This window comes from Chryseosolibacter indicum (assembly GCF_018598585.1).
In the GTDB taxonomy this organism is placed as follows: Bacteria; Bacteroidota; Bacteroidia; order Cytophagales; family Cyclobacteriaceae; genus Chryseosolibacter; species Chryseosolibacter indicus.
In genome coordinates this window covers 1-23,830 of the sequence record NZ_JAHESD010000075.1, presented here as the reverse complement: position 1 = coordinate 23,830, position 23,830 = coordinate 1, and the positions used below count along the sequence as shown (strand labels likewise).

The 23,830-nt window shown below is 40.5% G+C and carries 18 protein-coding genes and 1 pseudogene; 9 read left to right on the top strand and 10 right to left on the bottom strand.

Annotated elements, in window-relative coordinates; all coding sequences use genetic code 11:
- Positions 1-729 (top strand): annotated as a pseudogene (locus tag KK060_RS21790) (carbohydrate kinase); the annotation flags it as partial.
- A 1-nt stretch (position 730) separates the two neighbouring features.
- Here the strand turns inward: KK060_RS21790 and KK060_RS21785 are convergent.
- Complete coding sequence (locus tag KK060_RS21785; protein ID WP_254156473.1) at positions 731-1,795, bottom strand: GntR family transcriptional regulator; 1,065 nt, start codon at positions 1,793-1,795, stop codon at positions 731-733.
- A 256-nt stretch (positions 1,796-2,051) separates the two neighbouring features.
- Here KK060_RS21785 and KK060_RS21780 point away from each other — a divergent pair, with 256 nt between their 5' ends.
- The 7 genes from KK060_RS21780 (at position 2,052) to KK060_RS21750 (ending at position 6,697) form a co-directional block, all read left to right on the top strand.
- Complete coding sequence (locus tag KK060_RS21780) at positions 2,052-3,413, top strand: Gfo/Idh/MocA family protein (protein WP_254156468.1); 1,362 nt, start codon at positions 2,052-2,054, stop codon at positions 3,411-3,413.
- Between the two features lie 370 nt (positions 3,414-3,783).
- Positions 3,784-4,215 carry a sensor histidine kinase gene (locus KK060_RS21775; RefSeq protein WP_254156466.1) on the top strand — a complete coding sequence of 144 codons (432 nt, stop codon included), beginning with the start codon at positions 3,784-3,786 and terminating at the stop codon, positions 4,213-4,215.
- Between the two features lie 121 nt (positions 4,216-4,336).
- On the top strand, positions 4,337-4,660 hold the full coding sequence (locus KK060_RS21770; RefSeq protein ID WP_254156464.1) for an ArsR/SmtB family transcription factor: 324 nt from the start codon (positions 4,337-4,339) through the stop codon (positions 4,658-4,660).
- A gap of 8 nt (positions 4,661-4,668) precedes the next feature.
- The gene (locus tag KK060_RS21765) at positions 4,669-5,133 is read left to right on the top strand and encodes an SRPBCC family protein (protein ID WP_254156462.1); all 465 of its coding nucleotides are present in this window, start codon (positions 4,669-4,671) and stop codon (positions 5,131-5,133) included.
- Between the two features lie 5 nt (positions 5,134-5,138).
- The gene (locus KK060_RS21760) at positions 5,139-5,522 is read left to right on the top strand and encodes a DoxX family protein (RefSeq protein WP_254156460.1); all 384 of its coding nucleotides are present in this window, start codon (positions 5,139-5,141) and stop codon (positions 5,520-5,522) included.
- Between the two features lie 7 nt (positions 5,523-5,529).
- Positions 5,530-6,108: a YdeI/OmpD-associated family protein gene (locus tag KK060_RS21755; RefSeq protein WP_254156458.1), complete on the top strand. Its 579-nt coding sequence runs from the start codon at positions 5,530-5,532 to the stop codon at positions 6,106-6,108.
- A gap of 16 nt (positions 6,109-6,124) precedes the next feature.
- Positions 6,125-6,697 carry a DUF4256 domain-containing protein gene (locus KK060_RS21750; protein ID WP_254156456.1) on the top strand — a complete coding sequence of 191 codons (573 nt, stop codon included), beginning with the start codon at positions 6,125-6,127 and terminating at the stop codon, positions 6,695-6,697.
- Between the two features lie 114 nt (positions 6,698-6,811).
- On the opposite strand, the gene KK060_RS21745 is transcribed toward KK060_RS21750, so the two are convergent.
- On the bottom strand, positions 6,812-7,792 hold the full coding sequence (locus KK060_RS21745; RefSeq protein WP_254156448.1) for a GlxA family transcriptional regulator: 981 nt from the start codon (positions 7,790-7,792) through the stop codon (positions 6,812-6,814).
- Positions 7,793-8,130: 338 nt separating this feature from the next.
- On the opposite strand from KK060_RS21745, the gene KK060_RS21740 reads away from it, so the two are divergent.
- Positions 8,131-10,518: an ABC transporter permease gene (locus KK060_RS21740; protein WP_254156446.1), complete on the top strand. Its 2,388-nt coding sequence runs from the start codon at positions 8,131-8,133 to the stop codon at positions 10,516-10,518.
- A gap of 174 nt (positions 10,519-10,692) precedes the next feature.
- On the opposite strand, the gene KK060_RS21735 is transcribed toward KK060_RS21740, so the two are convergent.
- The 8 genes from KK060_RS21735 to KK060_RS21700 form a co-directional block, all read right to left on the bottom strand.
- The gene (locus tag KK060_RS21735; RefSeq protein ID WP_254156444.1) at positions 10,693-11,262 is read right to left on the bottom strand and encodes a hypothetical protein; all 570 of its coding nucleotides are present in this window, start codon (positions 11,260-11,262) and stop codon (positions 10,693-10,695) included.
- A 486-nt stretch (positions 11,263-11,748) separates the two neighbouring features.
- Positions 11,749-13,464: a TonB-dependent receptor gene (locus KK060_RS21730; protein WP_254156442.1), complete on the bottom strand. Its 1,716-nt coding sequence runs from the start codon at positions 13,462-13,464 to the stop codon at positions 11,749-11,751.
- Between the two features lie 28 nt (positions 13,465-13,492).
- Positions 13,493-14,842, bottom strand: coding sequence for a PKD domain-containing protein (locus KK060_RS21725; RefSeq protein ID WP_254156435.1), 1,350 nt, complete (start codon positions 14,840-14,842; stop codon positions 13,493-13,495).
- 53 nt (positions 14,843-14,895) lie between these two features.
- The gene (locus tag KK060_RS21720; RefSeq protein ID WP_254156428.1) at positions 14,896-15,504 is read right to left on the bottom strand and encodes a hypothetical protein; all 609 of its coding nucleotides are present in this window, start codon (positions 15,502-15,504) and stop codon (positions 14,896-14,898) included.
- 166 nt (positions 15,505-15,670) lie between these two features.
- Positions 15,671-16,015, bottom strand: a complete 345-nt coding sequence (locus KK060_RS21715; protein ID WP_254156426.1) for a hypothetical protein — start codon at positions 16,013-16,015, stop codon at positions 15,671-15,673.
- A 10-nt stretch (positions 16,016-16,025) separates the two neighbouring features.
- Complete coding sequence (locus KK060_RS21710; RefSeq protein ID WP_254156424.1) at positions 16,026-16,472, bottom strand: YwmA family protein; 447 nt, start codon at positions 16,470-16,472, stop codon at positions 16,026-16,028.
- Between the two features lie 3 nt (positions 16,473-16,475).
- Positions 16,476-21,080 (bottom strand): hypothetical protein, encoded by a 4,605-nt coding sequence (locus tag KK060_RS21705; RefSeq protein WP_254156422.1) that lies wholly within the window; start codon positions 21,078-21,080, stop codon positions 16,476-16,478.
- A 20-nt stretch (positions 21,081-21,100) separates the two neighbouring features.
- The coding region (locus tag KK060_RS21700; protein ID WP_254156417.1) for a SprB repeat-containing protein at positions 21,101-23,830 on the bottom strand (2,730 nt) is incomplete at its 5' end.

Below are 23,830 nucleotides of genomic sequence, written 5' to 3'. Positions count from 1 at the left end.
GAACAAATAATGCAAATAAAGTATGAGGGCCTCCCACTAAAAACAGGAACAGGCCTTCACGACAGCTCTGCTGCACTTATCCCCTATCTTACCAGTTTTAAAGATCCCTTTATTCTTCTCTCTACGGGCACATGGTGTATCAGCTTAAATCCGTTTAATACAAACCCGCTTACAGAAGATGAGTTAAAAAAAGATGTGCTGTGCTATCTTACCTATACCGGAAAACCAGTAAAAGCATCGCGTCTATTGCTAGGTCCGTTGTATGAGCACCAAGTAAAACGGATTGCTTCCTTCTACAACCAGGCTGTAAGTCGTTATCATTCCATGCCCTTCAATGCAAAATGGATGGATGACCTCGAATACCAGCAACAACCAAATCTAACTTCCTTCTCCCAAACGGACATGTCAGGTTTCAAATCAGATGAAGAAGCTTATCATCACCTGATGTATGACATGGCGCTTTTGCAACGTGATGCCATTTACCTCGTATTAAAGAATTCACCTGTTAAATATCTTTTTGTTGACGGCGGGTTCAGTACGAATACCTTGTATATGAATATGCTCACCTTGTTATTCCCTCAGTTGAAGGTTTACGCAGCGTCGATGCCTCAAGGATCTGCATTGGGTGCAGCGCTTGTTATCCACGATTCATGGAATAGCCAACCAATTCCTGATAACCTTATTACGTTAAAATCCTTTGACAAACATGAATTTGCAGATGCGAGTTAAGTCAGATGGAGTTTCTGTTTGTAAAGTTGAACACGTTCTTCACCTGTTCCTTTTTCTGCTTCAAAATCATATAGGCCGCTGTTTCACCCATCACCTTGAAATCAGTCGATATTACTGTAATACCAAGAAGTTCTTTTAAGGGTGTATCATTGTAAGATACTACCCCTATATCTTCTCCCAGCCTCAGGTCTTTATCCCTGATCTGTTTAACAAGATTTACAAGATCAGTTTCTTCGATAATGATATAAGCATCATCTTTCTGAAGATCCATATCGTTGTAGACCTGTTCGAGCACATCATAATCATAAGAGAACTTATGACAGAACTCTTTAAAGCCTTTTAGTATCTCGAGAGGAAAGGGATAAACCGTTTTACGAGGGAACACAAGAATTAGCTTTTTATACTTTTTTAATCTTTCATTTCCTTCGGCCAGCGCGTCATAGATATCTAACCTGAAATCCTGGTAAACAGATGCAACATTACGCTGAAGTCCTGGAAGAAAATTATCAAGAATAATGAGTTTATCTTCTGGTATTCTTCTCAGTGCTTCAAGAATGTGTTGGTTCACATTCTGATGATTCATCTTTTCATCTTTAAAATGAGGCATTACTACAAAGTAGTCGTAACTCTCCAGGTTTTCCTCCAGAGCGCTAAGGAAGAGTTTGGGATCACAATGGTAAACATTAAGATCAACATGAGCTTTGTCGCCAAGGCTGGTTACAAATGAATTATAAATTTGAAGCTTATAAGAGCTAAGTTTATTTAACAGGAATAGAATATTGTGTGTTGAAGGCGCTACGGTTCTTGCAACATAATAACCCTTACCTTTTGCAGATACAATGATCTTCTTTTCTTTCAGGCAATTGTAAGCCTTTTCTACGGTATCACGAGAAAGGCAGTATTCTTCACTGATCTCATTTATTGAAGGTACTCGCTGCCCTACATGCAAGACACCTCTTCCAATATCTTCAATAATAGAATTTACAATCTGGCGGTATTTTGGAATTCGTGATTCGTTGTTCACCCGAATCTCACGTACAATGTCTGCTTCAGTGGTTCGTACCATACTTTACAATTTTTAATATCTATTATTTGGCGGTAAGAGCAGGATAGTTACCCGATAAACTTAAGATAAATTAGCTCCTAATGCAATCGATTGTAGTATAAATTTAAACCCATAATTTTAGAAGCAAAAATTGCAGAACCTTATACTGTTTAACGGATGTGTTTGTGATAAACCGGGATAATAAAGGACATGTGGTAAAAGAGAATTTACACAGCCAGATCTAAAATAATTACGACCTGTTTTAAAATGTTGATCTATGAATAATCGAATTACGCGAAGAGATTTTATTGCTACAGGTACCGCCATGTCTGGCGCACTGCTGCTTAATCCGTTAAATAGCTTGGCCTCTCATGCTAATGCAAACAAAAAAAAACGTGTTGCTATTGTAGGAACAGGAAGCCGTGCATTAGGGATGTGGTCAAAAGATGTTCAGGAAACTTATAGCGACAAAGTAGAATTTGTAGGCCTATGTGATATTAATCCTGGCAGGTTGGAGTTTTTCAAAAAGGCATGTGGTTTCACCTGCCCGACGTTTAATGATTTTGAGAAGATGATGAAGGATATTAAACCCGATACGCTGATTGTGACAACAGTTGACGCAACGCACCATGAATTCATCATCCGTGGAATGGAGCTCGGCGCGAACATTATCACAGAAAAGCCCATGACAACTGATGAAGAAAAATGCGAAGCTATTCTTCAGGCAGAGAAGAAAACAGGAAAGAAGGTAACCGTAACATTTAACTATCGATACTCACCGCATCGCGCAAAATTATACGAGCTATTGAGAAACGACACCATAGGTGAACTTACTTCTGTCGACTTCCATTGGTATCTCGATACTTCCCATGGATCTGACTACTTCAGGCGTTGGCACAGACTAAAAGAAAAAGGAGGAACCTTGTGGGTCCATAAAGCAACGCATCATTTCGACTTATTAAATTGGTGGATAGAGTCTGACCCTGCAGAAGTATATGCTACAGGAGCATTGGACTTTTATGGGAAGAACAACCCCTTCCGACATACAAACTGCCGCCCCTGCCCGCATAAGGACAAGTGTAATTACTACTACGACATCACAAAGAATAAACAGTACATGGACCTGTATGTAACCCATGAGAAACATGATGGCTATCTCCGCGATGGTTGTGTATGGAAAGAAGATATTAACATCTACGATAAAATGGCGGCGACTATAAAATATATGAACGGCGTGCAGGTGAGTTATTCGTTAACTACCTATTCACCGTATGAAGGGTATCGGATTGCCTTTAATGGAAAGAAAGGAAGAATAGACGCATGGATAGAAGAGAGCCATCCTATTGAAGAAAGACCTTACGATGAAATTGTTGTGAATAAAAACTTTAGTACCAGGGAGTTTATTCAAGTATCTCAAGGCACAAGTGGCCACGGAGGGGGTGACCGGTTGCTGAAGGATAAAATCTTCGGAGGTGTAACCGAAGATCCGTTACATCAATCGGCATCCGTGCGGGATGGAGCCCTTTCTATTCTTGTAGGGATAGCTGCCCGCAAAAGCTGTGAAACAGGCAAGCCCATAAAACTCGCAGATCTTACTAGTTTGGAGCTGGGAGTTAAAAGGCAGTTTGTACAATCTTAGTTACTACACGGATTCAATAAAGACGATACAAGTAGATGCGAAAGTTGAATATTCTTGTCGCATCTACTTGTATTCTCAATCATGACTTACTTTATCCTTAATTTCGGGAATGGATTAATCGTCGTCTTATCTTAAGAGCCGTTCGATAGAAGAATCGTTAAATGAAGAGGAAATTAAACAGCTATTCAGCAATAGTATCCAAAGTAAATATGTACGCGGGGTAGAATTATTTGAAGAACGAACTTACCCTAAAGGAGTGTGTATTAAACTGTAAAGTATTATAATTGTCGCTATGGTTGGTATTTAATTTTTAACATGTCTTGCACAGAGAAAAGGCAGTGGCATACATATTGAAGAAGAACTCGACCTGGTGATCGAGCAGAAGAACGCTAAATTTATAAAAGAACACTTACCTACTATTCATGCTGTACCCGGGCAGATACACCAACTATTTTATAACCTCATCAACAATTCATTAAAATTCTCCAAGCCGGGTTATCCAGTGCATATTACAATTCGATCTGCACCATGTACCGAACAAACACTGATCAGAAGTAAACACCTTGATGAAAGTAAGCAGTATATACGTGTTGATGTGGCTGATAATGGAATTGGATTTGATCAGAAGTATGCGCAGCAAATATTTGAACTATTCAAACGCCTTCATGCGAAGAATGAATTTGAAGGCACGGGTATTGGGCTGGCCTTGTGCAAAAAAATAGTAGAGAATCATAACGGAGCCATTTGGGCTGATGGCCAATCAGGCAAAGGATCTACTTTTAGTATACTGCTTCCAGCCTAGCAGAACATGTTACAACATTTGTCTGGGTAATCAAATACTTAAAGTAAAAGGCTAAAATAATAGCGTCATCATTTGCGCAGTTACATAGCTGCACATATATTTGCAGCCAAATAACTGCGCAATGGAATTAAGAAGAGATGTATTTCAGGCCATAGCTGATCCTACACGAAGGGCGATAATTGCACTGGTAGCGATACAGGCGATGACTCCTACTGCAATAGCCGAGAATTTTGACTCATCCAGGCAAACAATTTCAAAGCATATACAAATACTCAATGAATGTGAATTGCTAAGACAAGAGCAAACCGGAAGAGAAATTTATTATCACCTAAACCCACAAAAGATAAAAGAGATAGCTGACTTCATTGAGCCATTCCGCAAGATGTGGGATGATCGATTTAATAAACTTGAATCCGTAATGAAAAAGTATAAATCAAAAAAGTAAGAACATTAATGGAACAAAAAACAAAAGTAAGTGCCCAGGATGGCAAACAAGAATTAGTAATAACAAGAGAATTTGACTTGCCGCTGGAGTTACTCTTTCAAGCTTACATAGATCCTGAAATTGTTGAGCAATGGATGGGAACAAAGGTGCTGACACTCGAAAGCAAAAGACATGGCAGTTATCAGTTTGAAACAACGGATCCTAAAGGAAACAAACACCGATTCAATGGAGTAATTCATGATTGTGTCGTCAACAAGAAGATCACGCGTACTTTTGAGATGGAAAATACCCCATTTCCTGTTCAGTTAGAGTTCCTGGAATTTGAGAAGCTTACGGACGACACGAGCAAGCTTACCATGCAAATTGTATATAAATCCGTTGCTGATAGGGATCAGATGCTGAAGCTACCTTTTGCGCAAGGCATTAACATGGCACATAATCGCATACAAGAAATTGTTAGTAAGTTAAAATAACCATCATGACAAGAAGAAATAAAATCATCTACTGGGTTGCTACTATCTGGCTTTCATTAGGTATGGTATCAACGGGGGTAGTACAACTAATAAAATTAAAGGAAGAAGTTGATTTATTTACGCATTTAGGTTACCCCATCTACTTTTTAACCATACTGGCTGTCTGGAAATTGCTGGGAGTTGTTGCTGTGCTCATTCCTAAATTTCCTTTACTAAAAGAATGGGCTTATGCTGGTTTCTTTTTCTCCATGTCGGGCGCGATATTCTCACATCTGGCAATGAATGATGCTGCTAAAGATTTATTTGGTCCATCACTTCTGTTGTTACTCACTTTTGTCTCGTGGTATTTCAGGCCGGCAGATAGAAAAACTACTACTGTCAATAACTAACGCATAGATGAATTCTAAAGTTGATTTTTATTTTACGAAAGCAAGTAAGTGGCAGGAAGAATTAGAGCAACTGCGAGTTATTGCTCTTGATAGTGGCTTAACAGAAGAGTTGAAGTGGGGCGTGCCCTGTTATACTCATGAAAAAAGTAACGTATTTTTAATTCATGTTTTTAAAGAATACTGTGCGCTCCTTTTCATGAAAGGCGCTTTACTGAAAGATTCTAAAGGAATTTTGGTTCAGCAGACAGCAAACGTACAGGCGGCCCGCCAAATACGTTTTACCGACACCAGGGAAATAGAGAAGATGAGAACAACCATTCAAGCTTATATTCGAGAAGCAATTGAAGTCGAAAAAGCAGGGTTAAAAGTAGATTTTAAAAAGACATCTGAATTTGAAATGCCGGAAGAATTTAAAACCAAATTAAATAAGATTTCTGCATTGAAGACTGCTTTTAAATCATTAACCCCGGGACGACAAAGAGCATATATTCTTTATTTTTCTCAAGCCAAGCAATCCGCTACACGCGAATCGCGAATTGAAAAATGTATACCTCAGATTCTGGAGGGTAAGGGATTAAATGACTAGTATATAATTGACATATATGAAGAGCAATAACAGTAAGAAGAAATTAACAAAAGAACTGCAAGAAGAACTACTCAAGGTTCTAAAGGCAAGGTTCGAGAAGAACATGCATCGCCATAAAAATATTAAGTGGGATGAAATACGCGCAAAACTAGCAGGTAATCCGGAAAAGCTTTGGTCACTTAATGAAATGGAAAGAACGGGTGGTGAACCGGATGTTGTTGATTTTGACAAGAAGACCGGTGAATATGTATTTAACGATTGTTCAGCAGAAAGTCCTAAAGGGCGAAGGAGTGTTTGTTACGATGACGAAGCACTTGAATCACGGAAGGAACATAAGCCAGCGAATAGTGCTGTTGGTATGGCTACAGAAATGGGCGTTGAGCTTTTAACAGAAGAACAATATAAGGAATTACAAAAGCTTGGAAGTTTTGATAATAAAACATCGAGTTGGATAGCAACACCTCCCGGCATTCGAAAACTTGGTGGCGCGCTCTTTTGTGATCTCCGTTACAATCATGTATTTGTATATCACAACGGAGCTGAATCTTATTATGCTGTGAGAGGATTTCGTGCTTCTTTACGGGTATGAGAGAAGAGAAATAAAGGAGCAGATATCCCACCTACCAAAGCTGGCTGCTTTTATGTACTAACATAATTTTTAAGTAGAATTGAGTGCATGGTATCAATATAAGATCTCCTTTGATTAGACCATTGCCTCACGATTGTACTTGTTCCTGTATTCCAGGGGCGACATGCCTGTAATTTTTCTAAACACCTCACGAAAGGATTTTACATCGGAATAGCCGACGTTATACATTACTTCGTTGATTGTTTTTCGACTACCTTCCAACGCCTTTTTTGCAGCCTCTATTTTCACACGTTGTGAATATTCTATTGGCGTATTGCCCGTGGCTTTAACGAACCTGCGATCAAAATTTCTCCTGCCTATCGCAAACCTAGAGGACAAACCTTCTATGGATATCCTTTCATCTAGCTTACTTTCAATGTACTCTTGTGCTTTTCTAACTAATTCATCACCATGTGCTTTCTGACCATTAAAGATGATGAATGGCGACTGGCTTTGCCTGTCAATTTCAATCTGAAACACTTTGGAACAATAGATGGCTGTTCGCCGGTCATAATATTTCTCTACAAGGTAGATCATGAGGTTGAGGAATGAATATGCGCCCCCATTTGTATAAAGGCCGTGCTCGTCAGTAATGAGCTGGTCTGTCAGAAGTTTTACTTTTGGAAATCTAATGCGAAAATCATCTGCTGCTGACCAATGTGTTGAGCAGTTCTTTCCGTCAAGTAAGCCGGACGCGGCCAGTAACCAGGCTCCTGTGCATATGCTGGCAACCTCTGCACCTTGTTTATACTGCTCTGCGATCCAATCAATTAATACTTTATTTTGCTTTACCGCCTTCGTATAGTTATGATTTAAAGAAGGGATAATCACCAGGTTGGTGTGTTTTATAGCTGAAATATGTTTTTCGGGCTTCGCTGTAAACAAACCTCCATAAAAGTCGACCTTTTTGCCAAGACCCGCCAACTCAATCTTAAACACTTCTTTTTTCCCAGCATTCTTCCAATACATGTTGGCTCTTGTCAATATCTTATAAGCGCCAACAATGCTGCTTAAATTATTCTCTCCCTTAGGAACAACGATGGTAAGATGTTTCATACATGATTCTTTATTTTATACAAAAAGCAAAGTTCTTTATATATAAAAATAGAAAATTTGTCATGTCCAAATCAACCCGTTACAATGTCTAAATGACACCCCATGACGGTACTCTTTAATTGTACTGGAACAGTTTTTCTATTATAAAAAGAGAGCGGACCTACAAGCGATGTATTCCATGCATATCATAAAACAAACCCAGTTGGTTTGCTCATCGTCATGAGCGCTGATGGTCAACACCTGTTCACAAACGAACATATCCATGCTATAAAGCCTAATTTTTGAGGAGATAAAGCCTTTTCGCTTCTCTGGCACGTTTGTTACTCCTGCTCATGCGTATGTTCAGGAACAATTTCAAAATAGCAATTCGCAATCTTTGGAAAAACAAGGTTGCTACTATCATCAACGTATTAGGACTTACTGTTGGCATTACATCAAGTTTGCTCATAGCTCTTTTCATTTATCATGAGTTAAGCTTTGATGCTTTTCAGCCTAACAAAGAAAGGCTTGCCCGTGTAGTGATGGAGTATAACTTCGAAGGAGGAGAATCCAGGAAGGGCACTTTTACAAGTACAAAAGTTGCTCCTGTATTTTCGCGCACTTTTCCTGAGGTAGAGAAAGGCATACGCATGACAGATGCCAACATGATTGTGCAGCTACATAAGGAACCTGTAATGGAGAAGAACTTTATGTTTGCTGACTCTTCGTTCTTTGATGCATTTGCTTACGAGATGATAGAAGGCACGCCGGCTACAGCGCTTAACGGTCCGGATAAAGTTGTACTTACGGAGTCAATGGCCACTAAATATTTTGGCAAAGAAAGCGCTGTAGGTAAAACGTTAATAATTGGGAATGATAACACACCTTATGAAGTTACGGGTGTGATACGTGATTATCCATCCACCTCACAAATTACTTTTGACTTTCTTGCTTCTTTTTCTTCGTTAAGATCTAACCAGGAGGAGACGTACTTCAATGCCAACTACACTACCTATTTGTTGTTACGTGATGCAACTTCCCTCGCTCCGTTACAGGAGAAACTTCATCCCTTCATGGAAAAAGAGATGAAAGGCACAGGTGTTTCTATTCATTTTTACCTGGAGCCTTTTGAAGATGTACACCTCATTTCGCCATATGCTGATTTTACAGGAAAGACTAGTGTTACATTCTTATATGCACTGGGAGGCGTTGCCTTGCTGATTATTGTTATTGTATGTTTCACTTATATTAATTTAAGTACAGCAAAATCTATTGAACGCGCACGTGAAGTAGGCATTCGTAAAGTATCAGGAGCGATGCGTTTTCAATTGTTCTGGCAATTTATCGGAGAATCGTTTGTTCTATGCAGTCTTTCAGTATTCGTAAGCTTTGCGTTGGCCACTGCCCTACTACCTGCTTTCAATACTTTGATTAGTAAAAACCTTCAGTTTGCTGATCTGGTTACGATTCCTTTTATACTAAGTACGATAGTTTCAACAATATTGGTTAGCCTAATAGCAGGAGCTTATCCTGCAATGGTGCTTTCTAAACTGCAACCGGCCAAAGTGTTGAAAGGAATTTTTAAGAACACAGGATCAGCAAAGGCGCTGCAACAATCGCTTACTGTATTTCAGTTTGCGATCTCGGTATTCCTGATCATTGCAACGGTAGTGATACAAGGACAATTACGATTTATACAAAAAGGAAAACTTGGTTATGATCGCGACCATGTGATTACCTTGTCAGTAGGTTATAACACCGATTACAATTTAGTAAATACATTAAAGAACGAACTGAAGACAAACCACAACATCACACAGACTGCGCGATGTGTTAGCAGCCCTGTATCTATTGTGGGCGGATACAGCATGCGCCTGCCTTCAATGCCTGAAAACGAAGTTATAGCTACCATCGCCAACCCCGTTGATGCTGATTATGTGCGTACAGCAGGCCTTGAGATTATTGCAGGAACCGGATTTACTGAGCAACACATGGAAGCTGTAGCAGTAGAAGATTGGGACGACAAGCAGTTTCATTACATCATTAATGAAAGTGCAGTTAAAAAACTTGGCTTCGCTACACCTGAAGAAGCTATTGGACAGCAAATGATACTTAATAACCCGGGAACAATTGTTGGGGTAGTTAAAGACTTTCACTTTCAGTCAATGCGCAACAGTATTGAACCACTGGTGTTGTTTACAGCTTCATGGGGTAATCGTCTACTTGTGAAAGTTAAAGGTGATAACATGGCAGCTACGTTAGCTTTTATGGAAACAAAATGGAAGCAATTGTTACCAAGTCGTCCTTTTGAATTTACGTTTCTTGACCAGGAATATGAACGCTTGTATCATTCGGAAGTTCAACTGGCGCAGATGATGAATTTGTTTGCTGGTATTGCTATTATGTTGGCATGCCTCGGTTTGTTTGGTTTATCGTCATACATGATACAACAGCGTACGAAGGAGATCAGCATTCGTAAAGTTCTCGGCGCTTCCATCTGGAATTTATTTAGGATATTATCCATAAACTTTGTTGTATTGGTATTGATAGCAATTGTTATTGCGAGTCCGATTGCTTACCTGTTAATGACGCAGTGGCTTGATGGTTTTGTATACCGCATCGATTTACAAAGCTGGATATTTATTGTTGCCGGCGTTGCCACCATTCTCATTGCACTTGTTACCATTGGAATACACGGCATGAGAGCCGTGGTAGAAAGCCCGGTGAAAGGATTACGGTCAGAGTAAGTAATGAAATATAACCAGTTCCAAGGTAACACAACACGAGAAGCCCGATCATTTCTGATCGGGCTTTACTGTACTTAAGGGACTGGTACCAGGACGGTTAAAAAATGCCTTATTGTTTGATGTGCAAAGCATTCAACTTCCTTAACCTGCGCCTTATTGAAAGGAGATTAGCGATTATGCTACCAACTTTTCCTGTATTGTTTCATTACCAGGACGATCGATGGCTGTCACCACTATTTTCACACCATCAACCGAAAGCAGTGCTTGTTTAGTAATGTACTTCCAATCTACATCTCCAGATGTGAGCGATGCCTCGCCAGATTCAACTACCGTGTTGTCAGCACCTTTAATCTCTACCAAAACTTTAACGGTTTTGAAGTTGTCAGAAACTCTAATAGGAATAATGCTACCTATTGTTCCTTTAAAATCCTTCACTTCAATATCAAGGATTGTTGGCGTTACAAGGTAATCGCGTACAGCTGCGGAGAAGGCTGTGTTAAAAGCTTTGTCTCCTGCCATTTTGGTATACAATTCCTTTGCATCAGGGTCAAGCATTTTAGCTTTTGCATATTGGGTTGCACGCTGAAACCGTCTTTGGTGAGCGATTTGCTTTTCGGTATAAACCTTCTCACTACTTGATCTGCGTGATGCTACGGTCACACCTTTTACCACCCGGAAAACAATTTTCTTTCCAAATTTTCCACTCATACCTTCTGTAAGGTCATTCTCTTTAATTAAGGCCATTTTTTTTAATGATTTTTAAGTTAAACAATTATTTACGTATCGCATCTCAGACAACCCGCGGTGTTATCATTGAATTGACGTTTCAAATATCGGCTGGCAGACCGCAGTTAGTACGCGGACTAAAATATAAGTAAATATTTTTTTAACTTTTTTTAGAACCTGACAAAATTGCCGAAAAATCAATGAAACCTGACTCTGGGTTCGACATGCTTCCGTCATGCTTATATTGTCAGTATACCCTGAGGTTAGGTAATAGGGATCAGGGGTTAGGGTTCGGTAAAGTCAATGGTCAATAGTCAGTGGTTGTCCATTGTCCATCCCTAAAATCAAAATACGATGCTTATAACTTGTGTCCGTTCGTAGCTATAGGGTAGCAATAGTAGTGGTAGTTGAATTTTTGGATATGCAAGGAATTGCATGAGATTTAAGGCAAGAATTTACAGGGACCGGGATTATATGTCTTGCCTAATAGAAGAATTAATAAACCTAGAAACTATAGGCGTAGCCAAACGTTGCCGTGGTAGATTCTTTAATACCGCGCTCCATTAGATTGCGCTGTTGCCAAATCGCGGTAGCGTTTAAATTATGTTTTTTAAGGAAGGTATAGTTGATATTGCTACGTACATTAACAATTCTGCTCTGGGTTACACCTTTATTCATACTTGTGTTGTAAGATGAGGAAACACCTGCGGTAATTTTCTTTTGAAATACTTTAGCTTTTATTCCAAGGGTAGGTCCGAGTGTAATAAAATCATCAGTTGCAATATGGTTATAGGTAGCATTGAACGCAGCCTGAAAACTAATAGCTTCAGGAACAAAAAGTAAGATATAGGCAGTGCTGAAATTATAAAACTGTGATAAGCTTCCTGGTCTAAGGATATCCCCCTGTTTATCTGCTGCCTCCTGAAAACTCAAATTAGTATTGAGATTGTGTTTCCTCTTTTCATTTTTTCCAAAATAGTAATTACTGCTTAGTGACATATTTTGAGAGAGCTGTGTAAACTTTAACGTATCCAGGTTATCGTAAGGAGTTTGACCATTGATGTAATCAAACTGCGAACGCAAATTCATGTACGTTTGAAAATTTGAGTATGAAAAGGAAATGTTCACTTTTTCGTTTGGCGTAAAATTCAAGTTTGCAGAACTTACTGATCGTCTTGATGATTGATCTTTTGTATTATCAAGATTATCGCGTTGAATGCCCCAGCTTAAGGCTACGCTAACTCTATCTTTATAGAATGGACGTGCATACCGAAGGGTTACATTTTCAAGGTCGTTGTTGAAATAATAAGCACCAAGTGTTCTGTATTCGGGATCTATTCGTTCATAGCCAATTCCAATTGTATTTTTGAACAATTGATAATTCAACTCGCCCTTAATTGCACGATATGCCTGAGTTGAAGCTCGCATAGATAATGTTCTATCCAACAGCGATGATCCTTCGCGCTCCGCCCTTACATCCCGTGTTAACAGGCTTAATCCATACTCGCCCGTGAGGGTCAGGTTTTCAATGATCTTCAAGCCACCATCCCAGCTGAAGGCAATGTTGCTTTGGGGAAATATATTAAGACTGTCGGGTTGCCACCTCAGGGAATTAACATGATCGCGAGCTGAGAAAAGACTCATGCCCACATAATAATCTTTTTGATCATAGCGAACTTTAGCGCCATATCCCATTCGCTTATAGGCAGCAGGTACTATCGTGTTGGTTGTATCATATTCTACATGGCGCTGCAAACGGCCATACATTGCACTGATTTTAAACGGCCCCTTGGGAGTGAGATCCACTCCAACTCCTGTAAACATATGTCCATTAAGTGTATATGGAGAGAAACTCATGGCCACGTCGCCAATATGACCAGTAACCCACTTATACATGGGATGTATACTCAAACGGTTTGGAAGCGTAGGATAACCATAATTACTCCCAAGGTTGGTGAGGTTGAAAGAGAATGGAAGATTGATCTGATTGAAAAGATTAACATTAACATTACCATTTAGGAAATAGGTAAAGGGCTGGCGTTGCTGCCCATCGTTTCCCTGGTAAAAAATAGTATTAGCAGATACCCCTCCACCAAGTCTAACAGGCTTGTTCGTAACATTTTTACCTATATTAGCCAGGTCGAGTTGCTGTGCCTGCACATTAATGATACATAATGCATACAATACAGTACAAACACAAATATTAACGCAACTTCTCATACACTTCCAGAGGGTCATCATATTATAATTACTGTCCTGCTTTTTGAACTTTAATATCTGCGAGGATGTATGACTGTGTACCTTCAGCTACAAAACCTTTTACTTTGATGGCTCCGATTCTTCGATCGCTTGTCTCAAACAAAACAATACGAGGTGCCTGTTCTTTGGTAAAGAAAGCGATGTCAGTATCATTGGCTGATACGTCAAGATTTGCCAATACTTCATCATTGGTCATGGCATCAAACTGCGCGGCTGTCAATGTCAACGTTGTTGCCTCTAACGTATTTACGTTATAATTTTGAATTGCTCCAGGTATAGATGGAAAGGTGAAGTCAGAAGCTTTGTCAGGCGATACAAATCTGCAATAGCTGAAGGATGAATTGATGCCATAGAACACAATATCAATCAAGGATCCGTTTTCTTCTGTTACTTCTGCTTCACGCAGTACACGCCTGAGCTTTGTTGAATAAAAACATCCGATAGTCTTGTGGGCCGAGCTTACACCCAGTTTGACATCTTTCATGATGTAAAGATTTGTATTCGGTTTGATTGTAACTGTCTGCGTGTAGGTCTTAGTCTCTTTATCGTTATCTGCTGTAAGTGTAATCGTATATTCGCCTGAATCATTAAAAGTGATCTGTGCATTCTCTGCATTACGATTATCAATTACGCCTCCAGAACTTTCCCATTTATAATGGATGCCACTCACAGTCTTGTTAACCAATGATGCTGTAAAAGGAGCTTCAAAATCGTAATCCTCGTGCGATGGTTCTATATCAAAGTCCGGAGCCAAGGCGTCTAATACTGTAATGGTTTTGCTAAGCGTATACAACTCTCTGCCGTTGGACACCTTTAGTGTAATAACATGATCCCCAGGAGTAGAATAGACAACAGGTGGCGGTGTTTCGTGCTGAGAAATTGATGGTGAAGCTCCATCAAAGGTCCACACATATGTTGACGCACCACGGGTTTTGTTAGTAATGTTTACTGTTGCAGGTGCAAACGCATTGACAGCTATTGCCACATCAAAATCAACATTAACAGCAGAGTCAAGCTGAACGATAAGGTCGCGCGTGCTACGCTGTGTGTCGTTCCAGGCTTCAAGTGTTATTCTATAAGTACCGGCCGTAGTGTATGATATTTCTCCAGGAATCTTATCGGCGGATGACGAAGGTGTTGCTCCTTCAAATGTCCATTTATAAAAGTCAGCGCCGGCGGTATTATTTGACAATTGTATTGTAACGGGTACGCTGTAGTCGCTATCAATTACACTATAACCAATGTCAATAATGACTGGAATTTCCTGTTCGTCGTAGTGATTGCAGGAAACGATAGATAATATTATTATAAGAATAACTAGCAGGGTACTGGTACGCATAATGTTTTAAGGAAAAGTGGTTGTCATATATATGACAACCACCAATCAATAGATTATTTCTGTACTATCAATTCAAGTTTACCTTTATAATTACAACTAAAATCAACTTGGGTCGGATTAGCTGCATTTTCTTCAAATGCTTTACCGGTAAAGACGATAGTATATGTATCACCAGATTTTGAAATCTCAATTTTACCGGATGAAAAGTCATATTCCTTTCCGCCAAAACTATAGACATCGCCTTCGAAAACCACCTTAGTCACACCACGATCTACTCCAGCACTCCACACGTTGCCTTCTGTTCGCACTTCTTCTTCACCTGTATATGTGTAGGTTCCTGGTGCCAGAGTTTCAGACTTTGAATAGAAAGAAAAGGATGCAACGCTTCCCTTGCCTTCAATATGCTCGCCATCTTTTATTTCATAACCTTCACTTGCAAAACCTACTGTGTGGTTATAGAAGCCATCTGTTCCTTCAGTTGGGTCTTGGTTAAAGATTGCTCTTTTAATTACAACAGTAGTGTCGCCGATAGTAAACTTGTTAGCAGGAGTGTTTGAATCATCGTCATCACTGCAAGAGATTACGGACATAAACACAAGTGCTGAAAGGATTGATGGAAATAAGAACTTTAAGAATCGGGGGTTTGTAAATTTTACTTTCATTTTTGTTTTTATTGTTTGTTTTTATTGTTCTCGTGTATACAATTATGTGTTAATGGGTAACTAGTAAGTTCTATGTTCATTACCAATGTCGTTTTATAACTTAATATTGGCATTGGTTTAAATGGCACACGCGGCGCCAGCGATGGGGTTTTTAAAGTGATCGCTATTACCAATTTTCAAACTTCGCTTCGATTATAAAAATTTTTCCTAAAGACCGGGATAACCTGATTGCAATTTCTTCCGCCTGAGGTAAATCATTTTCTTTCGCGAACTCAAAATTCTCTTCATTATCACGATCACCATACCAGTATTCACTTAATCTAATCCACAGCATGGTATTGTCATTGGCAATTAGCAGCGTCTCATAAATAAAATTTTCCCCCAAGGCATTGTTAAATTCATTGCCGGCTTTAAAATTCTCTAACTCCTGATTTACTAACTGCCTATCTTCAGTTGTTACTTCTCGATTGTTATGCTTAATCAACGTCAATGTAGCTCCAAAGTCACTCATAAATAATTTGTCATTTATGGGTAGCTTGCATCCTTAAAATTAATCGGCTGATATTTTCTCGTAGTTTACCTTTAATCAACAAATTCTCCCAAACGAAAGGACTTATCCTGGGTTTATTTTTAGTTCCACCCCAGTTTTCAATGATAGGCGTACCATTTGCTTCATCATTCTTGGGAGCTAATGTCCACTCACCACCTAAATGTTGAATGACTGCTTCGCCTAAATACATCCAGAATAATAATCGAAATTCGCTCTTTGGAATATCTACTTTACATTTCTCACTGAATACATCGTAATACAATTCCTGAATGAAGTCTATAGTATTCTGTTCATAGTTTAATTCAAAACCGTCATCCTTTTTAATCGCTTTAACGATCTGTTCCAATTCCTGAAGATACTTTCCCTTCTTTTCAATGAAAGATAGGAAATCGCTTTTTGTCATTTTATGAAAATCCATATACTAATACTTGAGTACTTTAAATAAATCATCCGAAAGATTGCGCTTCACTAATTCTGACTTTATGAATACTTCAACATCGGGATCAATACCATCAAAACAGTGCCATTCAATTTTTTCTGCCATTTCAGTCAATTGATTTTCTATTATATCCAAATCTTTAAGGATTTGATCTTTATAAGCACTTAAAGAAACCTTGCCAGACTTTATTTCCCTTGCAACTCCGTTTAATACGTTATCAAAATAACGAATGGAGCTCCCTACTTTTATACCTGTAGATGGCTTCTCTCCATCCATCAGATTTTTAAACTGTTCTTCTGCAACCTTACCCTTAATCTTATTTTTGGTTAAGACCTCATATCTTTTTTTGTAATCATCAAAACTCAGCTTCCCTTTGTATTTATTCCATGCTGCATTAAGCATGTTGGTGTACTGCGGAGAACTCATAAACTGGTCTATTTCTTCCGCAGTCTTTTCCTTTATGATTTTCTTCAGCTTGGCCCCACTGCTTGTCAGCATGTCCCTTGCCTTCATTATAAGTTTGTAGGCCGCTACAACGGTTACAGCAACCACGACAACATCTTTACCAGCCTCATGCCGAGCAATAACACCGCCTTCCGCATACTTGTCGGCTTTGCTCTGGGCAGCATCAACAATCATCCTCTTGATTTCCCCTGGAGTGAGTCCGCTGATCTGTTCCCAGGTCTGCTTCGCAATTTCAGGATCGGCGGCAAGATCAAGTCCGAAACTCACGAACTGCAACGCACCAGTCATTTCTTCCAGCGTCTGGTCACCTGCTCCTGCTAACATTGGTGGAACATGCACAGGATACTTGCTGTACTCATCTGCTTTGTTCTTGCTATCCCAAGTCTGTTCAGGGATCTTCGCATAGTTGATAAGCGTCTTGCTAAAATCTTTTAGCGCAATAATGGCTTCTAGCAAACTCATCCCTTCCAGGTGCACCCGGCCATCTTCGCCATAATCATATGTTACATCAGCAGGATCAGCGCCATTGCCTGCGCTGGCATCTCTGATCAGCTTATCAATTCGCCTGTCTATCTCCTCATTAATCTGCGCAAGTTCTGCTTTGATCTTGCTATGGGTCGGATTTATCGCACCTGCTTTGTACTTGTGCTCAACATTCCATTTGTTTCCATCCCAACATGCCCATAGAGCAATGTCACTAGTGAATGTTCCATTGTTATAACTTTGCTGGGCTGTAGCGTTTTGGGTTGTTGTTGATGCACTTGAAGTAACATGTGTGGTTTCTTCTGTGATGCAATCGCTGATAAACACATCTGCATTCAATCCTTTTGCTTGCAGCCATTTTTGAAGCTTACCATCTTTGAGATACGCTTGAAGTGATTGGCCTTCCTGACACCCTGAATAGGCTACATCAATGGTTTTAGTGTTTGCTTTCTGATCAGGTAAGTCTAACGTCTTTACGAGCACATCGCCCTGCTCGGCTATTTGTTGATTAGTTCTTGTATCGGTTATAGTGTACTCGCCAATGTAAACTTTCCCTGCCGTTGAATTTAGCTTTTGAATGAAGCTGATGTCAAGCTTACCTGTTGCGTACGTGTTGGGATCCTGGTAGGCTTGACCCCATCCACTGGAAGTGATCTCGTAGTAACCTCTGAATATCACGGGAGCGGCAGCAGTGATCCGTGCGCTGTATCTCTTTGATGCTACGGTAAAACTTAACAGCGACCCATTGGGATATAAATTCTCATCGTAGCATGCACTGTTCATTTCATGGCCTGCAGGAAGTTTGATGATCGTTCCCGCAGGTGTTATATAGGTTCTCTCACCAGAGACTATCAATGCACTCTCCTCGTCATCCTGGAACCAGCTTACCAGCATTGCCGGATCATTCATAATATCCCACTGCCATTTTGCTACATGAAGGCCGTTGTTGTAGTCCATGAAGTTGTCAGTTTCATTAGAGCCGCTTACTGCACCGTAGTGTTTGTCGAAGGTGTGGTAGAGTTTGAACCTTCCGTGGCCTAGCTCGTGGGCCACCGTCATTGGTTCATGAATGTCTTTGATTTCGCTGGTGAAGATGTAGCCGAATTGAGCACCCCGTGGCATAAAGCCTACAAGGTTGCGGTCATTCACCTTATTTGCTCCTGTGGCCTTAAGAAAGAAAAGGTAGTTTGCAGAGGCGTTGAAGTTTGAACGTGCATCACGATAAGCATTATTCAATGCACGCATCGCGTCGTTATACGTGTTGATGCCTGTGCTGTTCTCCATCAGCTTCATCGCATCTTCATTATAATTAAAAGCATCGCGTTGTACCTGCCAAGTAATCCCTAATGGTCCATAGACATCTGCTAAGGTTTGTTCTATTTTAGTGTCTGGTGGCGCGCCGTTTACAGATACAAGCGTAACATTGTGTGTCTGTGCGTTGTAGGTGGCTACACTAAGCTTGCCAAGGTTATAGTATTTTCCATCTGCCTTAGGATGTAGTGCATAGATCTCCTGAGCATCACCTGCGGGACCTGCTGAGAGGTTTACTGTCCACGATTTATCTGAACTATTATAATCAGCTTTAAACTGTGTGCCCTGAGGTGTTATGAAGATTACTTTTGACGGATCAATTGACTTGTCTTTTATCTCTATTCGTGCTCTGACAACATCAGTCTTACCTGCCACCAAAAGTTTCCAAGGCACATAGTAACCCGTATAGAGCTTTTCATATTTATCTTCGATCAGCGATACTCTGTCATAGTAGTCAAGCCAGGTATCAAATGCATAGTAGCCATCACCTTTTTCAAATGTCACTATTGCTTTATCACCGTCAAGCTGTGTAGGATCAAAGCTATCCTGCGCCAGTGGTTCACTTTTCCTTGCAACATGTTTCGCAACTACATCTCTTTTGATCACCTTACCGGTCGCATCTTTTTCTGTGACCTCCTCAACCTGGTATACATTACCATCCTTGTCTTCTACTGCCATCGGGAAGACAACCACTTTGTTTCCTTCATTGCCCTGCCCTGACTTATCTTCAGGAACAATAACGTGTGGCTCACCTTCGCTATCAGTGATTACCAGTTCACCTGCATCATTCAACTCAAATGCATCAACACCCGGGATTGAGAAGTCAAGTTTAACATCAATTTTTGTGATCCCTGTCTTTACATTACCAACATCGAAGCCTCCTTCAAACACATCATCTACATTGGCAATCTGGCCTTCGGTTTTATCATATTTCGCATCGATGTATCCCCGATACATCTGCTTGTCGGTGTTCACACCAATATCCGTGAACTGCACGGCCAGTTTAACATCTGCAAGCCATGGCACAATTGTCCATCCTTCGCCAGTGAAGTTGCCATTACTTCCTGAGATGCGGGTAATGGTAACAGGATAATCATTGGCCATGAAGACATCACCTGTTCTTAGTTCTTTAATTGGCTCCTGGTTAGTAAGGTCTATGTCTGGCATAAACCCGCATTGTGCCAGTCTGGCGCTATCAGATTGAGGGAGTGTTACTGTGAAGATGGGGCTATATACTGGCTGGCCAGTCATACACATACCTCCAACGCGATACTCGTATGTTCCTCCGTTTTTCAGCCCATAGAGCATGGCCTTAGTTTCCAATGCCTGTTGTTCTGTCCATGGGTTTTGGCTTTCATTAAATGAAGATTCACTTTTAAGGCGATAGCTTATTGTAAATCCTATATGTTCGGGTAAGGAATTCCATTCAAGGTTGAGGCGTTTGCGTTCAGCAGTTGCCAGCACATATTCCGGAGGATGGCAATCGTTTTGTAAAGAGAACCAACGAATCTCGCTATAACCGTCATTCTGAAACAAATTAACTTCATCGAGGCCTTCTCTTGCTTTGGCGCGAACACACCATGCATACGTTTTGCCTGGGAGCAAACCAGGCTGCATGGCGCCATAGATAAGTGAGGTGCTTCGTGTAGTCTCACGATAAATCTCTGGTGAGTAAGGAAAGGCAGCCTGAGGCGTCATTCCATTGTCCCAGAGTTCCTTTAAAATAAATTCATATTCAACCTGTGCAAGACCTTGATGTAACGGGGTCCATTGAAAGAGGACATTGAGCGGATCACGAAAGGCTATGCTTTCTTTGTTTTGTGGCAGGCTGAGCAGTGGTGGCTTCTGGCTTGTTACATAAGCACGGGTACAAGTTGACGCTGACAACACCTGGCCTGTATAGGCTTCGATGACCTGGAAGCAAAACTCAACAGATCCCTCAGGAAGTTTACCTGCTGATAAGTATCCTTGCGTAATGAGGTTCTGATGCTGGAAGTATGGTGCGAGATCTTCCTGCGTCAGACGCATAGGAGCGCCCGACTCGACAACGATCGGAGCAAAGTAAGCGTTATCATTGGTCTGGATGCGTACGCCTCCTGCAGCGGTGATGGTCATGCGGAGTCGTACATTTAAGGTAGGCTTAAACTGATCACGATTGATCAGCGTCACCGTGATCTTCTCTCTTGTACTGCTGTAGTAGTCTGTTAAGTAAAGACTATACGGTGGCAACAGGTGCACATTCACCTGCACTGGATATGTAGTCTGCTGTGCTTGCAATTTGAAGGCAGCAAACCACAACAGCATCAGAACATAAAAATATCTCTTCAAGGTCATCGGCTAGTAGGGTCTTACTCAATCACAATTTTAAATGTAGCATAACCTTGCGTGGTAATGAGTTGCAACAGATGCACGCCTCTGCTTACCTGTGATGCTACATTAAACTCTATGATGGCAGTTGATTGTTGTCTTATTTGTTCTTCTCTGATGATTGAACCTTGCGCCGTATGAAACAAGACCTTAAAATCAGCAGCTTCACGGAGTTCTACTTCTACAGAGAATCTTCCGTTATTCGGATTGGGCTTCACAATGAATTGTTTGATATAAGGTTCATCAGGGGTTGTGTAATCAGTGAGCTCATTCTTGTCTACAATACGCACTACCGAGTACACCGTCTTCTCACAACCACCTTTAAATCCGGTTAGACCGATGCTATACTCTCCTTTTGATGCAAATGAAATATCTACATAACCTGATGTTTCCTCAAGCACTATAGCCTCCTCCGGAATGATCCACTCAACATTATCAGAAGCTGGATGGCTGATATTTGCAACCCGTACCTTACCGCCTTGAGGTGCGCGTGTTGCAACCACGATGTTGGCATCAATCTCGACGTCCTCACGTTGAATGACAATCTCATCTTCATTTGAACAACCATTGGAGTCAGTTATCTTTACATGGTAGGTTCCTGCTTCCTCAAGTTTTACAGTTGACAAGTTCGAGAAAGGATTGTTGTTACGCGTCCAATTGTATTGAGCGCCGATGTCAGTTAATGCGACATCCAATTCCAGGAATTGATCGCGACATAGCTTGCGGTCAGGCCCTAGTGTTAGCGCGAAAAGTTCAGGATCTTTTAAAACGAAGTCGCGAAGAATAAAGCAATTGTTCGCGTCGGAAATCTTTACATTGTAGCTTCCTTCTTCCAGGTCAAAAACATCTTCTGATGTAACTCCATGATTCCATTCGTATGCATAAGGCCGAACACCACCTTTCACATCCAGTGTAATTGAGCCATCTTTATAATCTTCGCAGGTAGGGTTATCAACTATGGCTGTTGCTTCAATACTGTTAGGTACTTTCACTTGGGTTTGTCCATAGGTTGTGCAACCGCGTATGTCTTTAATAACAACTGAGTACCATCCCTCTGTAAGATTACTGATCTCGCTTGTTGTCTCCTCAGTACTCCATGCATACTTATATGGCGTTGTACCACCTGCTACAAGTGCCTTTGACATTGCGTTGTTATCACCATTGCAACGGAGTTCTGAGGTATTGAAATTTACTACCAACAAATCCGGTTGAATAAGTTGATAGTCCGGGGACCACGCCTGAATTCCGTTTCTATCAGTGACCCTTAAACGATACCATGCAGAAGGCCTTTCTGTTGCAATGCTGTCGGAATCGCCAAATGCAAATGGGCTGTTATTTTCATCGAGTATAAACCATTCGTATTGATAAGGATGGTCTTCATGACCGAAAAGGAAAGGTCTTCCTCCTTTCGCATGCGCAACGAGTTCACCATCAGTATATCCATTGCAGGACACGTAATGGTATTCATCAAGATATACTTCGAGCAGCGGTGGTTCAGTTACAAAGAATGTCATGGTGTCATAACACCCACTAATGTTCTTTTCTATTTGCGGATAGGCTAATGCATAATTTGCATCTTTTACAGTAACACGATAGATACCTTTGCCGATGTTGGGAAGGGTGTTCAGCATGGTCGGCCCTTGTTGAATTGGTGCATCAGAAGGTAATAACTCGCCTGATTCTTTATCAACCCATGAGAATGTATATGCCAGCGTACCTTCCTGTGCCTGCACAGTAACATGACCATTTTTTAGGCCGAAGCCCAGTGGTTCAATGTTTTCAATTTCGGTGAGGATAATGTCTTTAGCAGGTTCATTAACTACCGGTTGCAATGTTATTACGTTACCATTTTGATCTTTGGGATCGCATCCATTGCTGTCTTTTAATTTGACATTATATGTTCCTTTTTTCAAATCCGTAAAGCTAGAGCTTGCCGTATTGGTTAAAGAAATACTGGTTAGCTGAATGCCATCTTGTAAAAGATAGGCTGTATAAGAAGATGTCCCGCCTTGTGCACTTACAGTTATCTTTCCATCTTCCCCGGCATGACAATGTACGTTTGATGGTGATGCATTAAAGTTTGAAATTGGAGCACGTGCAGGGATTTTCGCAGACCTCCTATGCTCTTTACCATCAGAATACCCTGCATCTAAATTATTAGTATTGGTATTGTAGTAAAACGAATTTAAAGAAATATCATAGTAGTCATGTGGTTCCAGATTGGATATTACCAGGCTGTTATAAGCATCCAAATTATTTGGATACCTATCATAAGTCAAAGCAGGTTCTGATGATCCACTTTTTTTAAGTGAAATTCTTATCTGTTCATTTGAATATAAAGGACGACCAAACTTAATTTTCAACGCCGCATCAGTAATACCTGCACAGCTTTGCTCAATGGATTCAATATCCGAAATAAACGGAGCCGATGGCAAATGCCAAAGATTAATTTCGGCTGTTTCTCTGTTTGACTCACACTCATACACTGCTTTAAATACGATATTATAGAATAAGTAGGTCATCGCATTACCTCCAAGTAACGACTCTCCTGAAAATGTTATTGAGTTGCCGGTTCCAAACAAAGCTGGACAATTTTGCCAGCCGAGACCAGTCCCTTGAATATTGTACTTCCATACGAATCCATTATGATTTTCCGGGACTGACAATGTTATGGAATTAGAAGATGGAAGTAAACCAGCACTATTCTGGAC

Excerpts from the sequence above, each read along its gene's own strand:
- KK060_RS21780 (WP_254156468.1), top strand. The coding sequence starts at position 2,052 with ATGAATAATCGAATTACGCGAAGAGATTTTATTGCTACAGGTACCGCC.
- KK060_RS21710 (WP_254156424.1), bottom strand. The coding sequence starts at position 16,472 with ATGGATTTTCATAAAATGACAAAAAGCGATTTCCTATCTTTCATTGAA.
- KK060_RS21715 (WP_254156426.1), bottom strand. The coding sequence starts at position 16,015 with ATGAGTGACTTTGGAGCTACATTGACGTTGATTAAGCATAACAATCGA.
- KK060_RS21755 (WP_254156458.1), top strand. The coding sequence starts at position 5,530 with ATGAATTCTAAAGTTGATTTTTATTTTACGAAAGCAAGTAAGTGGCAG.
- KK060_RS21760 (WP_254156460.1), top strand. The coding sequence starts at position 5,139 with ATGACAAGAAGAAATAAAATCATCTACTGGGTTGCTACTATCTGGCTT.
- KK060_RS21785 (WP_254156473.1), bottom strand. The coding sequence starts at position 1,795 with ATGGTACGAACCACTGAAGCAGACATTGTACGTGAGATTCGGGTGAAC.
- KK060_RS21770 (WP_254156464.1), top strand. The coding sequence starts at position 4,337 with ATGGAATTAAGAAGAGATGTATTTCAGGCCATAGCTGATCCTACACGA.
- KK060_RS21745 (WP_254156448.1), bottom strand. The coding sequence starts at position 7,792 with ATGAAACATCTTACCATCGTTGTTCCTAAGGGAGAGAATAATTTAAGC.
- KK060_RS21750 (WP_254156456.1), top strand. The coding sequence starts at position 6,125 with ATGAAGAGCAATAACAGTAAGAAGAAATTAACAAAAGAACTGCAAGAA.
- KK060_RS21730 (WP_254156442.1), bottom strand. The coding sequence starts at position 13,464 with ATGAGAAGTTGCGTTAATATTTGTGTTTGTACTGTATTGTATGCATTA.
- KK060_RS21735 (WP_254156444.1), bottom strand. The coding sequence starts at position 11,262 with ATGGCCTTAATTAAAGAGAATGACCTTACAGAAGGTATGAGTGGAAAA.
- KK060_RS21765 (WP_254156462.1), top strand. The coding sequence starts at position 4,669 with ATGGAACAAAAAACAAAAGTAAGTGCCCAGGATGGCAAACAAGAATTA.
- KK060_RS21720 (WP_254156428.1), bottom strand. The coding sequence starts at position 15,504 with ATGAAAGTAAAATTTACAAACCCCCGATTCTTAAAGTTCTTATTTCCA.
- KK060_RS21725 (WP_254156435.1), bottom strand. The coding sequence starts at position 14,842 with ATGCGTACCAGTACCCTGCTAGTTATTCTTATAATAATATTATCTATC.
- KK060_RS21740 (WP_254156446.1), top strand. The coding sequence starts at position 8,131 with ATGTTCAGGAACAATTTCAAAATAGCAATTCGCAATCTTTGGAAAAAC.